The following is a 14,848-nucleotide window of genomic DNA, read 5'->3' on the forward strand; positions in this document are numbered from 1 at the left end:
ATGATTTTTAGATAACTTTTGCGTTCAAACAACTCTTAAAATGTCCTAATGCCCACTCATGTCCTGCTTGGTTGAAGCTCGCTACCCCTTTTTCATGAACAACGATCTTAAGTCCAGCATTGTAAGCATCGACAGCTGTATGAAGACAGCAGATGTCTGTGCAAACTCCTACGATGTGAACCTCTGTAATACCACGTTCGCGAAGCTTCATTAATAAATCTGTTCCCGCGAAGGCACTGTATCGAGTCTTATCCATCCAATAAACATTCGATTTTGATTTATGTGTTTCATAAACTTCTTGAAGAGATCCATAAAGCTCACGACCATGTGTTCCTTCAATGTTATGTGGTGGAAAAAGCTCGTTCTCCGGATGAAACTTATCATCTCTATGATGCTGATCAATGGCAAAAACGACAAAATCATCGTTTTTAATAAATTGTTCCGTGATAGAAGTAATCTCACTTTCAATATCCTGACCTGGTTTCCCACAAGTTAGTGCACCTTCATCTGCCACAAAATCAAATGTGTAGTCAATATTGATTAAAGCTTTTTTCATCATAAATTCCTCCTCATATTGTTTTGGTTAACTATTAACGATTCGTTAATTATTATCCGTAAAAAAATTTGGTTAATATCGCGCTGTATAGATCGGCTTTAAAATATCCATTTCAATAAATGTATAAAGTTTTGTCGCTCTCTTTGATGTTCTGGTGGTTGTTTTTCCTTGTACTTCTTGAATAAAAGGAAGAGATTTAATCTTTCTTGAAAATGACTGATCGCTTAAAATTGCAGGATCATCGGTTACAGTTCTTAATACGGCCTGTAGTTCAGAGTAAGTAAAGTTTTCAGGCAGAAAGTTTTTAGCTACAGTCGTTTGCAATAAATCGTTTGTGATCACTTGAATCGCATCTCCAATGATTTGTTCATGATCGAATGCCAGGTCCAGTTTCTGCACATCTTTTATTGAGAACAACTCAATATCTGCCGCATCATCTTGTGCTTTTCTTAGCGATAGATACGTATCAGGAACAATCGCATAATGTGCGTTCGAGATGATCCATCCTCTAGGATCTCGACCAGGTTTGTCGTAAACGCCAAATTGTTTAATATGAATTCCAGAGATATTCGTCTCTTCTTCTAGCTCTCGTTTAGCTGCTTGAAAGCCTGTTTCATCGTCTTGCACGAAACCTCCAGGAATCGCCCACTTGTTTGCTTCGATGTTCAAATTCCCTTCAGAATCAAGTCCCGCTCTTTTAATCAGCATGATTTTAAGGTCCATCGTTGGAGGTTTATACGCCTCATTTTTTTCTGAGATTATTGTAAAAACGCAAATATCGGAAGTGTAACCATCTGGTGTACGATATTTTTTGATGTCGTATTGTTTCAAAGCTTGCTTATTAGACAATGGTGTACCTCCTTTTTTAATTAACAAAATGTTTATTGTTAATTTATTTATATTCTATTTACCTCTTTTTGTCAACGGTTAAACTTTATTTTTTTTGTTGTATCGATTTTTGTTCACGTTGCTCGCTTTTTGCGAGGCAGGCGATGAGCGTACAAAAAAATAAAAAACCACCCGAGAAGACGAATCCACCCGGATGGCTATTTCTATTGTGTGTGCATAACTGCTTTTTTATACTTGGAATCAGCCTTTATTTTCCGGTCGAACAAAGCTCATCTTTTCTTTGTAATCCGGTAAAAATGGAAGGTCAGGGTAATGTTTCTCCACGAGGTTAAAAACTTCTCGAATCAACAGTTCTAATTCTTTTATACTCTCATGAACATTTTGAATGAGAATAGAAGATAGCCGCTCATCTAAATAAACTGGCTTTATTGTGAAGATCTCGCTATATTTATGCATCCACTTAAAGGACGGATGATGAATATACAATTTATTCATACCGAATAATGTTCCAAGAAGTTTCTTCTGAACACCCACCATCAAATCATACAACATAATCCACTCGTTCCTATCCAATAGAGCATAACGGTTATTCCACCTACTCCATAAAGCTAGATTTTCTTTGATCATGTTTTGTGCTAATTGATCTGGATACACTTCCACTTCTTTTTTCATTTCACTAATCACGCGATCTCCGTACAAACTCACTCCATAAAATAGGGATGAAGCCATGCACTGTTTGCCGTAATCCACTTCAAACTCTTTCACTACTTCTTTTATCCACGTATTAGCTGTAGTTGTTAAGAAACTGCTGATCTCAAACTTTACATTTTGAGGTGTTAAATAGCTCTCTGCCCATTCTTCCTCTTCAAACGGATGAAACTCAATGATTGATCCATCTACCTCGCGAATAGGAAACATTCTATCGTCATCAGTCGGAGGTTCTGACCAGAAAATATTTAGTTCAATATCTGAATGCTTGTCTTCCCAGCCTCTTGAAACAGACCCTGCCAATAATACAGCCTGCACTTTTTTATTTTCTTTATAAATAGCTGCCATTTTACTAGCCTTATCTTTTAGATTCAATATCAACTCTCCCACTTTCATCTATCTTCACTTGTTTCTGAAGTCTACTAACATATGTGAATTATTGATAGTATTAGATTATCATAGTTTAAACATTTATCTGCTACTTATCTGTTAAGTGAAGAACATGCATTTAACAAACATGGTCAAACGATGTTTAACCCTTGGCAAGTAATTAGAATTAGCGACCTCAAATAGGCGTGGGCTGACTTTACATGTAAAATTTATAGAAAACTTTAACAGAGAACGGTGGGATCAATCGATGTTACATACAAAAAGAATTTCTTTTCGAGAGATGGTAGCTGAAGATTGGATAAATGTTCATAAGTATGCCTCACAAGAAATTGTGTCTCAATACCAGCCATGGGGACCGAATGACGAAAATGATTCTATTACTTATGTGAATGAAGTTATTAACGATGCAAAGAAAAATCCTCGTGGACGATATGCGTTTGCAACTGTTGAAAATCAATCACAGATGTTGATCGGAGCTGGAGAACTACAGATCACCTCTTTGACAAATCGTGTGGGTGAGATCGGTTATGTGATTCATCCTGATTATTGGGGAAAAGGATTCGCAACAGAAACCGGGCAACTATTGCTTAAGTTCGGTTTTGAAGTTCTGCTGCTTCATCGCATTTTTGCAACATGTGACCCCAGAAATAGAGCATCAGAGAAAGTTTTGATGAAATTAGATATGAAGTTAGAGGGAAAAATGCGGCAAACCATCATGCTAAATGACGGATGGCGTGACTCTTTGTTATTCAGTATGCTAGAGCACGAATGGACAAAGAAAAAAGGACTCGGTTAAGAGCCCTTTTCTACGTTTTATTTATGATGAAACGGACATTTTCCCGCTATCGGTTCAACATCGTCTCCAATAAAGTATTGTTTCCATTCACGGTGTTCAGGGTCCCCATAATGACTGATGTTCGGGTGTTTCGGAAGATTATCCCACTTCTCTACCCGCTCTCGAACTTTTTCCCGAGACATCGCTCCGCCTGGTGAAGTACCTTCTAATCCTTCAAAAATGCGGCGAGGCTGGAATCCGAGAACTAAGCTATTCCCAAGATCTCTTGTTTTTCTTTGTTTGTATGCGGGCGCGTTTCCGAATACGAAATAAGGCTCATTATCAAATGAAAAAGCGAATAAGTGATGGTCCGGATCTTTCGGTATATGCTCTGGCCAAGGTTGATTATCTGTTTCGTGCAGTGACTGAAGCATTTTCCAAAAATAATCGCGGTAATACGGAATGTCTTTCTCTTCTTTCTCCGGCTCAACAAACACAAATAGTCCGTGACGAATCAATTTAGGTGCGTCAAAAAGTTTGTTAAACTCTCGAATCGCTTCAGGAAGGTTCGACCAATCATCATGCGTCACATAGGCATAACGAAGCTCCCCCTTATTCTCAGCAGCCATTCCAAAATAACAAGGAAAGGTCTTGTTGGTCACCGTCTCATGAAAAGTCTTATACTCTTCTATCACCCAAGCTGGTACTTTTTCTGGATTCGTCATATCTTCTTTTTTCAGCAAACATAATTGTTTCGTCTCCACTCAACCACTCCTCTAATCTGTTAATGAGGAATTTCCCTTAAGCTACTTTGTTAAAACATGAATGTTACTTCTTCTTTTTTCCAGTCCATCATTCGCTCTAATTGTTGTAGATGACGGGCTAACCAGACCATTTCTTGCTGAAATCGTTTCGGAGGCTCTCCTTCATGAGGAGTGACATCGATCCACCACGTACTTTCCATGTACCATACTAATTTTAAAGCTATCACTAATCTTTCAACTGATAATTCATTTGTATTATTGTATCCTTTAAGAAATGCCTGGACAGCTTTACGATTTAATGTATTATTTTGCAGACATGTTGAGATGATCAGTCTGCCTATATCCAATTCTAAGAAGTCATAGTTCATTCGATCAAAATCGAGAATTGCCGATATGTAATCACCCGAAAACAGCAAGTTATCTACCCAAAGGTCACGATGGCACCAGCCAGGGGTGAGATTTCCAAACAGCTCTATATTAAACGCTAAGGTTGCAGCCATTTGAAGTTCCATCAAAGAACGGACATGATCTAATCCTTGTTCATCACACTTATTGATTTCAGATTGCCAATATTCCACACGTACTGCTATAGAAGGAACCTTAAATACCGTTTCTGATTTTGCTTCTAATGTTCCATCATTTAATAACGCGTGCAGCTTTCCAATTTCTTCACCGACAGAATGCATCTGTTCACTAGAAACATTACCAGGCGGATTTAACATTCCTTCCATAAAACGCATAACGGTAAAGCGTTCACCTTCTGTCGACTTCTGTAAAAGATCACCTTTATATGACAAGAGCTCAGGACAAACTAAACCTAATGAAAACAACCGATTTTGTGTTTGAAGGGTTGATTGTATCATTTGAAGGTCGTACTTTTTCATCCGCTCTTTGTTGTATTGCTTGATTAGGAAAACGCCTTGGTTCGTTTCTATCTTCCATTTTTGATTGAGCCAACCTCGATCGATCGGTGTACATTTATCCACTTCAAAACCAAAACGTGCTTCTGCTTCTTCTTTTAAATGAGTCCAAAGACTTTCATTCGAAATACCAGTCTCCACTTCATTCACTTCTTTCTAACTGTTACTAGAGTTCTTGCCATTTTGTCCAAAGTGTTTCATCTCTTTTTATGTAATTTCCCGCATCTCGGTCCATGTATCCGTTCACAATAAATTCTCTGCGAATGGTACAAAAATCTTCATGATACGTTTTAATAAATTCGTTGATCTCTCTTTCCGTATAGGACTGGTTGTCATTCAGCTGCTGAACTAAATATTCTAACACCACTAGCTTTTTCTTCTTTTGTGAAGGCATGTTTTTCAATCGTCCTTCTTTGTTTAGAAATGCGTTTAATACACTCTTTTGGTAGCTATCTAGACTAGTTGTCATTCTGGTAATTCCTTTCTTTACAGTGATTGATCGTCCATTTTTCAATGTCTATAAAACCTAACCGCTTGTAGATGCGGCCAGCCTCTGGATTGTCATAGAATAAAGTAAGTGTCTTGTTTTCTTGAAAAAGGTTATGCATCAGGTGTTCTACACAGATGCTTGCCAATCCTTTTCCCTTTTTTTCGGGTAGTGTGCAAACTCCTGAAACCATTGCTGCGACAGATGTCTCGCAAACTGTAGATGCTGATGAAATCAACTTGTCATCTTCTTCGATAACAAATATCCTAGACCACCCATTACTCATCTGATCCATAAAAGACTCAGGATTATATTCTCTCTTAAATTCAGGAACTTCTTGATAAAAAGAGATGAGCCGAGGAACTTCTTCTTCGCTTAAACATCTGACTGAATCAGAATGGTTATGATTCGGTGTGGGGTCACATTTTGCATAATAATAACTTTCGCGTTTTGAGTAACCTTCTGTAATCAAAGGTTCTATCTCTTTCGTTAACCGTTCTATTCCATTAACTTGTTTCTCGTTTGTATCGGCATTGATCATGTCCGCAATTACCTGCACATTACAACCTGTTTCCCAATACGGTGTATATTTGTTCTTAAATTTACACAGCACAGCGTTCAACTCACCATCGGAATCGAACTGCCCCCATAGGGTTTGAATATCTGCTTCGTATCCATATGCTTCTATTCCCCACAATGTAAACAGGTTCTCTGCTGGTCGTTTACTTAGAAGTCTCATTACATCTTCATGATCACTTTGATTTAATCTTCTCATATTCTTAAACCCTCAACTTATACAGATTGGGATGGGCTATTACGTTCAAAACCTAGATAACGTGCGCCTTGAAAAGTAAGTGTCCCTTGATCACCTTCAACTAACATGCCATACATGGAACTCCATTCGGATCCCACTTCCACATGAAACGAGGCGTAATACCATATTGAAGCAGACGTTTCGTTAGAACCACCGCTTCTTTTCGTTATCCCTCACAATACCCACCTACCATAATATTACATACAGGAATAAAAAAACAGAAGGTTCAGATTAAATACTTGCATTTTACGGTACGTGTTTTTATTTCGGTCACACGTTCGCCGGTAAATGGTCTCTTTCTACCTGTAGACATATCGTAACCACCTGTAACTGTGAACTCACCACCCGAACGATCGCTCTTTCCACCGGTAAATCGCAACTCATCACCTAAAAGCACAAAAAAAGGACTTCCCGTTTACCAGGGAAGTCCTCATTTTCTAATTATTGAACAGCCATCTCTTTGTTTTGGCGAATTTCATAAAGTGCATTTCGTACTTTTCCAAACTCAGAGGCATGTGGACGGTCATCTCCATCTCCATATCCGTAATCTACCATTCTATTTCGGTTCAAACATAGCTTTGTAAGCTCTGGCTTAAAGAAATCAAACAGCTTAAAACGATCTTCTAGATGTGAGAATCTTGCTTGGTACGATTCAATACTGTCTACCAAATGTGACCAGAATGCTTTTTCTTCTATTAAACCGTTACGTACCATTACGTTTGAGAGATAACGCAGATGACAGATAAATAGTCCCGTGAAAATAAATTGCGTTAAACCTTCAGGTGGTTCACTTCGTAATACAGCGCGCAGCTCCTCTGTTACACCCTCTAACTCTTTGAAAGGCTGATCTGAAATATTCACGTCATCTACATAATCTTTTACTGCTAACCTCTCAGGCTGGTAATCTTTTAAGATCAGTATCGTGTTCTGACCATGCGGTGAAAAGACTGTTCCATATTGATAAAGGAAATGAAGCAACGGTGGCATCACAACACCAAAGAACTTCTTCATCCATTCGTCAGCAGTTAACCCAGACTTTTCAATAAGACTTTGTACATAAGGCTTTCCGTTTCCATCAACATGATGAAGGGCAGCAAGCGTGATCGGTTGTTCACCGTCTTTTAGATACGTGTAGATACTTTCACGCCAGATTGTTCCTAACATCTCCAGATATTGATAAGGTGCTCCTTTTAGCTGGCTATAGTGAGGGTGATCTACATTAATGCTCGCAACCTCTCCCGGAAGGACCACTTCACATTCGTCACGTAAGAAACTGTCACCTTCAAAAATTCCTTTGATGTGCTCTGTAACGCGAGGTGCGATCAGTGTTCGTTCTGACGGAAGTCCACGATACACAAGCGTGTTTAAAATACTCATCGGAAGCTTGACATGAGATTTCAACGGGTTTGTCACATTAACAAACGTTCGAACAGACTGTTGTGGCAAGTAATGATCCGTTCCTTCTTCTAAAGGAACAATCATGCCTGTCGCTAGATCCTCAGCAAAATTTTGAACTAAAACGTTATTCCATTGCCATTCATGTACTGGCATAAAATAATAATCTAGCGGTAATTTCCCGTTCTCTCGTAAAATCTCGTTAAAGCGCTGAACAAGAACACCATCTAGTTCTCTCATTAAAAGTTTTTCATAATGAAGTTCTTGTACAGATTGAAACTGAGCACGATCGCGATGAACGGCAATCCAGAACAGCTTTGTTTCATTCTGATTTTCAGGAGCGTATTTGTTATAGTCATCGAATCCAAAACCGATACGACCTTTGTTGTACGTGATCCATGGATGACCTGACATCTCTCCCTCAAGCTCGGCATAATCAAGATCTACTAATTGGTCAGACGTTCTTTTATGATTGTTTAAAAGATTCGCATCGGCAATAAGTGTATGGTTTAGTTCCTTGATAAGGTGACCCGCTGTTTCGGAGGACATGCCGATCATCGGCTGAATATCCATCAAAAAGCGAATCGCATGGATTGCAGATTTCCATTCACCATTCTCAAGCACTTCGATTGATTCCGGATCTACATCAAAGCTTTCAAATAAACGTTTTTGGGCAGTAAAACGATATTTGCGTTCTTCGTTCACAGTAAAAATGTATCCCCCATCTTCTTGCTCTGGGAAAATCATCTCTTCATACATATATTCTGCAAGCATCTTAGCTAACAAATTTTTGTTCACTTTTTCCCACGTATCTTTTTTTAGCATGGACTCTGTTTCATTTATATAAAGCATGTTCTTCCTCCTTATGTAAGTGCAATTTTGCTTTGTTTCTTTCTCTCGAGTACGTTCCCCATAAAAAAATAAGTAAGTGGAGAACGACGAACAAACTAGCAAAAGTAAATACTGCTGATATTGAACGGGTGTTAACAATGGATGATGCCGCGACTGGAGCTAGCAGCAACCCTACATTTTGAATCGCTGAGATTTTGCTATAGTCTCCATGCATATTAACACTCCACTTAAAGATAAATACGTCTATTTTTGCAAGACACCACGCAGCACCTATACCGAACATACAGCGGAAAAAGATGAGTCCCGCGATACTCGTTTCGATTCCTTGAAGAAACAAACCGACAATAATCATGCTCGCCGCACCAACATAGCCGTACCATCCTAACCGTTCACTGTATTTTTTTGTGAGAGGCAATGTGACGATTGCCATCAGACTCGGAATCAAATACAACCAACTGCTCATCATCGTATTCGTGCTGTAGACATTTTCCGTGTATGTTGTAAAAAATGGCCGGATCATATTTACTGCAAGATGAAGCGTTAAAACGATAATTCCAAAAAACAAGAATTGAGTTATTAAGCTTCGATGATTTGTTTGTTTTAAATCTGATTCTACAATTACGTTTTTGTTTACTTTTTTTAAGAAAAATAGACTAAAGACTGCCATTAAACATTCAATAATTCCAACGATCCAAAAGATCAGTAAAGGATTATCCATTCCTATAACCCATCCAGACAGAATAGTCGCTGTAACGATCGCACCTTGTAAAACGGCATGATAGCTGGCTGCTGCCCCTGTTGTAGAATTTCGATTCTCAGAGATTAAAATGGTATACAACAGAAAGTAGCTGCTCTTAAAGATCAATAAAAGTACACTCGCTGCTACAAACATTTCAAAGCTTTGTGAGATCGCCATCAGAAAGCAGGAAATTCCTGTTCCCCATTGTCCGATGATCAATAAGGTAGAGCTGTTATTACTTTTGTAGGCGATCAATCCCCAGATCGGAGTAAAGACTACAACGACGAGTCTGCACGTCATAATGTAGAACCCTGTCAGGTCCGGATCATTTATGCCATATACCTTTTTAAAAAATTGAGGATAAAAAGGCGATAGTAATACTTCTGTGCATACGAATAGAAAGACACAGCTTAATAAAAAAAGGTTTAACGAACGGTTGCTGGTTTCCATGAAGGTTCCGTTCCAAAATTCTGAAACACATTTTTTGTAGTAACAGGATACATTTCCTTCTCAAATAGCGTATTGATAATAACTGCGTTTCTATGTGCGCCGAGACCAAGATCTGGAGCACCTACACCGTGAGTGTGAAGCTCTCCGTTTTGAATAAAGATGTGGTTATTTTGCAGACCCTTTGTCTCCAAACGATAATCACTAGTAATCTGATAGCGATTCTTAGAATCCCATTGAATCTGATCCTGCATCTTCATTAAGAAATGCGGAAATGCTGGAGCATAGCCTGTCCCTAACACGATGACATCAGATTTCAATTCAAACACTTCCCCTGTTACGTTCTGACGAAGTGTAAGCAAGTGAGTATCTTCACTTCTTTCAAGATGAACAAGTTCGGTCATCGCCTGTAGGTGAATATCAGGCTTATGTTGTCCAACTGATTTTTCATAAAGCAGATCATAAATATCCGCGATCGTGTCCATGCTGATCCCTTTGTAGAGAAGGTCTTGCTTTTTCAAAAGCTCATCCTTCTTTGAAGAAGGGAGGTTGTAAAAGAAATTCGTATAATCGGGTGAAAAATATTCAAGACCAAGCTTCGAATATTCCATTGGGAAAAATCCTTTTGATCGCGTGAACCAGTTTAAAGAATAAGAGTCATTATCCTGATGCTGTGCTAGATCATAAAACACTTCTGCTGCACTCTGACCAGAACCGACGACTGTAACTGAATTTGCGTTAAGAATCTCTTCTTTTCGATCTAAGTATTGTGAAGAGTGGATGACCTTTGCACCAAGTTTCTTCTCTATATGCGAAGGTATAGATGGAATCGTACCGATGCCGACAGCAAGATGCTTCGTATAGTACGTCTGTGTTTCCCCGGTTTCTAAAGACTCTACACTCACTTCGTATACCGAGCTCTCCGCATCTTCAACCGGTTGAATGTGTTCAACTCCCATACCAAATGAGCAAGAATCAAGCTGACTCGCTACCCAACGGCAATAGTGGTTGTATTCTTTTCTCGGGATATGAAAGTTCTCTAAGAAATAAAAGTGGTATAGTCTATCATGTTTCTGCAGATAGTTTAGAAACGTGTATTTGCTTCTCACATTAGCCATACTAACTAGATCTGCAAAGAATGGTACTTGTAGTGTCGTACCATCGATCAGCATTCCTTTATGCCAGTTGAATTCTGTTTTCTTTTCAAAAAAGAGCGCTTTTTTACCTTCTGTTTCATCTAGCATCCCCGCTAGCCCAAGGTTGAATGGACCGATGCCGACACCGATGATGTCATATATCTCTTTATGTTGTGATGGTTTGAAAGACATCTCTCCATCTCCTCTCGAACGTTTCTCTATGACAATACATGAGCATCCCGGTCTTATCCGGCAATTCGATCGGCTTCACTTTTTCAAAGCCGCACCTTTCAAACACATGTATCATCTTCTCATTTTGAATATCAGGTTCAGCGATTACTTTCTCAGTCCCTTTTGATAAAAACTGATAATGTACGATGGCACGTAATAAGGGAAGTGCGTAACCCTTCCCAATAAAAGATTCTTCTCCGATCAAAAGATGAATTCCCTGGTCTTTAGGATGTGGATCATAGCTCTTCTCTACCACATCTCCTTTTACCCAGTATGCTTCCCAATAGCTCATCGGAACTCCATCTATTAATCCCATATACAGCGTTTGATGCTGATCAGCCAGGAAAGTTTCTAAGTGCTTTCTGTATTCTTCAAACGAGACATCCAGTTTCCAGTATGGAATCACATACGGTTGCTGCTGCCACTTATGGAGAAGTGATACATCCCGCTCCAAATCTACTTTTACATACGATAACGTCTTTTGGATGGTGTGATCATAGAAACTAAATTCTGGCTGCATCTGTTTTCATCACCTTTTGTAATGGGTTTGGGATCTTTGTGTAGACAGACTGTGTTTCCAGAGAACCAACAAGCTCATCCATATCATGAAAACGAGTAAGTAAGTTCGCTTTACACGGAAGTTCTTCCGCATCTAGTAAGCTTCTGATCAGGCCTGACTTTCCGTCTGTTAACGTATCATGGTGTTTCAAACGATGACGTAGCATGTCCATAAGTTCTTCTTCTGCGACAAGATTTGCGGTTCCAAATCCGTTGATGAGACCAAAGAGATGGTTCATGAAGAAATAATAACGGAACCGTTCGATCGCGACCTCGTCACTGCAGATCGTTACACTCTTACGATTTAGGCTTGGAAGCTGTTCAACGAGCAGATCGGCTTTTGATTCGCTGTAATAGTAACCTTGATTATCACGGTAATAAAAACGCTTCGGATAGCCATTCTCCATTTGGACGATCGAGTTCTGCTGATGCGCTTCAAGTGCTACACCGTATCTTTCGTACAGCCACAGCATCGGATCTAGAGCGATTGATAAATATTGCTGGAACCAATCTTTACTGACTTCTTCTGTCGTTCTGTTCTCTCTTTGAGCGATGTCATGAATGATTGAAGCAATTCTAGAGTTCCCTCCAAAACCGTGGTCCTGACAAAGACCTGCTACTAAACTTGCATTTCTATCATTCTCGTAAAAAGGATTCTCTCTGATCACCACTTCAAATCCAGATGTCTCTTTATTTGTAGGGATATTTAAGAATGCGGGATCTTTTATGATCTGAAACGATGGGTAGATCTCCTTCATCTCTTGTCCGATTATCGATTGCATGAGTCGAGAAACTTCTACCCCTCTATGCAGTTCTTTTTCAAGATTAACGCGCAGTGAATTTGTAATCTTCACAGGTACAGAGAACTTGAACATATATTTAAAATTGTGGCTGTAAACAGAACGCATTGATGATGTTGCCGAGAACAGCTCACCGAATGGACCGATGTAGCTCAACTTACCGTCTTTGATTAAAGTTTGAACAAACGTATCATTCAGTAGAACTTGAACTTGTAAAGGATGAACAGGTATGAAGACTGACTCATCATTAATCTCTATCTGTTTGACGAACTCCTCATCCCGTTGTAGTAGCGTCCGAGTTATTTCTTCTGCTGTCACTTCATCTGCAGTATCCTGATCGACGATCGACTTGTCCGCTTGAAAGAAATGGAGCTGGAACGTTCCCTTAAGTTCTGGGGAATAGAGAGATTCCTCTTCATCACTCATGCCTTGCTTGCTTTTTGGAGTCGGATGAAGCAGATGACCAAACAAAAGCGACTGCTCTGCTTCAATGAATGTAAACTCACTGCTTTCTAAATTCACGGAGTCACCTTCACGTGCTTCTAGGTACCGTTGTATGTTCTTTTTACTTAAAATCGTCCGCAGCATCAATTCATCTTCTGCATCCTCACGATCTTGTTTTAGCAACAATTCTTTTGAAAGAATGGCAACAAGCGAAATGTAATCGAGTTTTATCACGTTTTCATTGTTTTGATAAAGAATAGGAAAGTGAAACAAATGTCTGCCTGTTAAAGACCAATGCTTGATTGCCGCAAAGATTGCTGAACCTTGATTCCTAAGTTCAATCTTCACCCATCTGTCCGGCGTCTCCCCACTCCATCCTAAATGATCAACCGTATCTTCAAAGGTAACAAATGCTTGTGTTTCTCGAAGATAACAATTTAAGAAGCTCTGTATGCTCGCATTTTCTGCTTGTTGTTTATGATTTGTCATTGGGTGATCCCCCTGTTTTCGTACTCTGCTGCAAATTGAGTAATGCTATGAAGAATATCTTCAATATCCACGATTGTTGTACGTGGATTCAGTAAAGTAAACTTTAAAAAGACTTCATCCTTCACTTTTGTTTTCGCGACTAAAGCTGTTCCTGTATGAAGAATTTTTTTGTAGATATAAGTATTCAGTTCATCTAATGAATCAGTTGGTGCGTCAGTATAACGAAATACAATAGCATTAATTTCGGGATTTACGTTACACACTTCAATCTGTGGGTTCTGATCCATTACCCCTGCTGCCTGATTCGCAAGATGAAGCGTATAATCAATCATGCTGGCAAAGTTCTTTTCGCCAACGATTCGTAATGACATGAAGAGCTTCAACGCGTCAAAACGCCTTGTCGTTTGAACCGATTTGCTCACTAGGTGAACGAGTCCATCTTGTTCGTCGTTCTCAGGATTCAAATAGTCTGCATGATGTGCAATATATTTGAAATTTGCTCTATCTTTTACGAAGAAAGCTCCACAGCTTATTGGTTGATAAAACTGCTTATGAAAGTCTATCGTAATGGAATCTGCTCGCTCAATTCCTGTTAACTTATGAAAATGCTTTTTACTAAGAAGTAACGCACCCCCGTAAGCTGCATCAACATGAAGCCATAATCCATGGTTTTGAGCAATAGCTGCAACCTCTTGAATCGGGTCGATACTGCCGAAATCCGTTGTCCCGGCCGTTGCAACTATACACATCGGGACAAGTCCGCCACTTCTCAAGCGCTCAATTTCTTCTCTTAATTTAGCAGTATTCATCTTTTTATTTTCATCCGTTTCAACCGTTACGACTGCCTGTTCACCTAGTCCAAGTTGAAACGCTGACTTCTTCACGGTAAAGTGGGCATCTTCTGAACATAAGATACGAAGCTTATGCGACTCTGGTGGCAATCCGTGAACTTTAACATTCCATCCCCATCGTTTATCACAAAAGAAATCACGAGCGAGTAGAAGCCCCATATAGTTCGATTGAGTACCACCACTCGTAAATGTCCCATCTGCTGAAGATGAAAGGATAAGCTTGTTACTTACCCATTTGATCAATCGCTCTTCTAAATAAGTAGCCGTTGAGCTTTGATCCCAAGAATCCATTGATTGATTTAGTGCTCCGATGATCAATTCAGCTGCAATGGCTGGGATAAGAGGTGGACAATGTAGGTGTCCCATGCTCGTCGGATGAGAAACATGTATGCTGTTTCTCACAATTTTCTCCATAACATCTTTTAGTACGGTTAACGGTTCTTCTCCGTCACTCGAAGTGAGAGATAGTTCATTTATCTCTGTCTCGATCTCAGTAGGAAATAAACCGTTATAAGCATCTGAATTATCTTTATAAAATCCACTTAACAGATGCTGAGTTTCAAGAATGGTTTGCTGAAAACTTTGTATCCCCGCTCCGCTATCGTTAAGAAAAAAGCGATCAAAATCAGTTGTATTCATCTAG

General features: G+C 39.4%; 16 protein-coding genes. 1 reads left to right on the forward strand and 15 read right to left on the reverse strand.

What is annotated here, in order from left to right; all coding sequences use genetic code 11:
- Positions 1-7 precede the first annotated feature (7 nt).
- The 3 genes from IHV12_RS09425 to IHV12_RS09435 form a co-directional block, all read right to left on the reverse strand.
- Positions 8-556, reverse strand: coding sequence for a cysteine hydrolase family protein (locus IHV12_RS09425; protein WP_197190901.1), 549 nt, complete (start codon positions 554-556; stop codon positions 8-10).
- Between the two features lie 72 nt (positions 557-628).
- Positions 629-1,405: an NUDIX hydrolase gene (locus tag IHV12_RS09430; protein WP_197190694.1), complete on the reverse strand. Its 777-nt coding sequence runs from the start codon at positions 1,403-1,405 to the stop codon at positions 629-631.
- Between the two features lie 240 nt (positions 1,406-1,645).
- Positions 1,646-2,488: a DUF4037 domain-containing protein gene (locus IHV12_RS09435; protein ID WP_197190695.1), complete on the reverse strand. Its 843-nt coding sequence runs from the start codon at positions 2,486-2,488 to the stop codon at positions 1,646-1,648.
- 262 nt (positions 2,489-2,750) lie between these two features.
- Between IHV12_RS09435 and IHV12_RS09440 the strand changes: the two genes are divergently transcribed.
- Positions 2,751-3,299, forward strand: a complete 549-nt coding sequence (locus IHV12_RS09440; protein ID WP_197190696.1) for a GNAT family N-acetyltransferase — start codon at positions 2,751-2,753, stop codon at positions 3,297-3,299.
- Positions 3,300-3,316: 17 nt separating this feature from the next.
- Here the strand turns inward: IHV12_RS09440 and IHV12_RS09445 are convergent, their stop codons facing one another.
- The 12 genes from IHV12_RS09445 to IHV12_RS09500 form a co-directional block, all read right to left on the reverse strand.
- A complete protein-coding gene (locus tag IHV12_RS09445) occupies positions 3,317-4,003 on the reverse strand; it encodes a YqcI/YcgG family protein (protein WP_137790788.1) in 687 nt (228 codons plus the stop codon).
- A gap of 89 nt (positions 4,004-4,092) precedes the next feature.
- The gene (locus tag IHV12_RS09450; protein WP_197190697.1) at positions 4,093-5,103 is read right to left on the reverse strand and encodes a phosphotransferase; all 1,011 of its coding nucleotides are present in this window, start codon (positions 5,101-5,103) and stop codon (positions 4,093-4,095) included.
- A 25-nt stretch (positions 5,104-5,128) separates the two neighbouring features.
- Positions 5,129-5,431, reverse strand: coding sequence for a DUF2087 domain-containing protein (locus tag IHV12_RS09455; RefSeq protein ID WP_197190698.1), 303 nt, complete (start codon positions 5,429-5,431; stop codon positions 5,129-5,131).
- Positions 5,421-6,224 (reverse strand): GNAT family N-acetyltransferase, encoded by an 804-nt coding sequence (locus tag IHV12_RS09460; RefSeq protein ID WP_197190699.1) that lies wholly within the window; start codon positions 6,222-6,224, stop codon positions 5,421-5,423. The genes IHV12_RS09455 and IHV12_RS09460 overlap by 11 nt, the downstream gene beginning before the upstream one ends.
- Positions 6,225-6,241: 17 nt before the next feature.
- Positions 6,242-6,433: a DUF2500 family protein gene (locus IHV12_RS22630; RefSeq protein WP_197190902.1), complete on the reverse strand. Its 192-nt coding sequence runs from the start codon at positions 6,431-6,433 to the stop codon at positions 6,242-6,244.
- A 56-nt stretch (positions 6,434-6,489) separates the two neighbouring features.
- Entirely contained in the window at positions 6,490-6,642 is a 153-nt protein-coding gene (locus tag IHV12_RS09470) for a hypothetical protein (protein WP_197190700.1), read from the reverse strand.
- Positions 6,643-6,704: 62 nt separating this feature from the next.
- Positions 6,705-8,510 carry an IucA/IucC family protein gene (locus tag IHV12_RS09475; RefSeq protein ID WP_197190701.1) on the reverse strand — a complete coding sequence of 602 codons (1,806 nt, stop codon included), beginning with the start codon at positions 8,508-8,510 and terminating at the stop codon, positions 6,705-6,707.
- Positions 8,494-9,699 carry an MFS transporter gene (locus IHV12_RS09480; protein ID WP_197190702.1) on the reverse strand — a complete coding sequence of 402 codons (1,206 nt, stop codon included), beginning with the start codon at positions 9,697-9,699 and terminating at the stop codon, positions 8,494-8,496. The genes IHV12_RS09475 and IHV12_RS09480 overlap by 17 nt, the downstream gene beginning before the upstream one ends.
- A complete protein-coding gene (locus IHV12_RS09485) occupies positions 9,675-11,024 on the reverse strand; it encodes a lysine N(6)-hydroxylase/L-ornithine N(5)-oxygenase family protein (protein WP_197190703.1) in 1,350 nt (449 codons plus the stop codon). Before IHV12_RS09485 ends, IHV12_RS09480 begins: the two co-directional genes overlap by 25 nt.
- Positions 10,999-11,550 (reverse strand): GNAT family N-acetyltransferase, encoded by a 552-nt coding sequence (locus IHV12_RS09490; RefSeq protein WP_197128150.1) that lies wholly within the window; start codon positions 11,548-11,550, stop codon positions 10,999-11,001. The genes IHV12_RS09485 and IHV12_RS09490 overlap by 26 nt, the downstream gene beginning before the upstream one ends.
- 16 nt (positions 11,551-11,566) lie before the next feature.
- A complete protein-coding gene (locus IHV12_RS09495; protein WP_197190704.1) occupies positions 11,567-13,354 on the reverse strand; it encodes an IucA/IucC family protein in 1,788 nt (595 codons plus the stop codon).
- Positions 13,351-14,844 (reverse strand): pyridoxal phosphate-dependent decarboxylase family protein, encoded by a 1,494-nt coding sequence (locus tag IHV12_RS09500; RefSeq protein ID WP_197190705.1) that lies wholly within the window; start codon positions 14,842-14,844, stop codon positions 13,351-13,353. The genes IHV12_RS09495 and IHV12_RS09500 overlap by 4 nt, the downstream gene beginning before the upstream one ends.
- Positions 14,845-14,848: the final 4 nt, after the last annotated feature.

It is taken from the genome of Fictibacillus sp. 7GRE50, assembly GCF_015903875.1.
In the GTDB taxonomy this organism is placed as follows: Bacteria; Bacillota; Bacilli; order Bacillales; family Fictibacillaceae; genus Fictibacillus; species Fictibacillus phosphorivorans.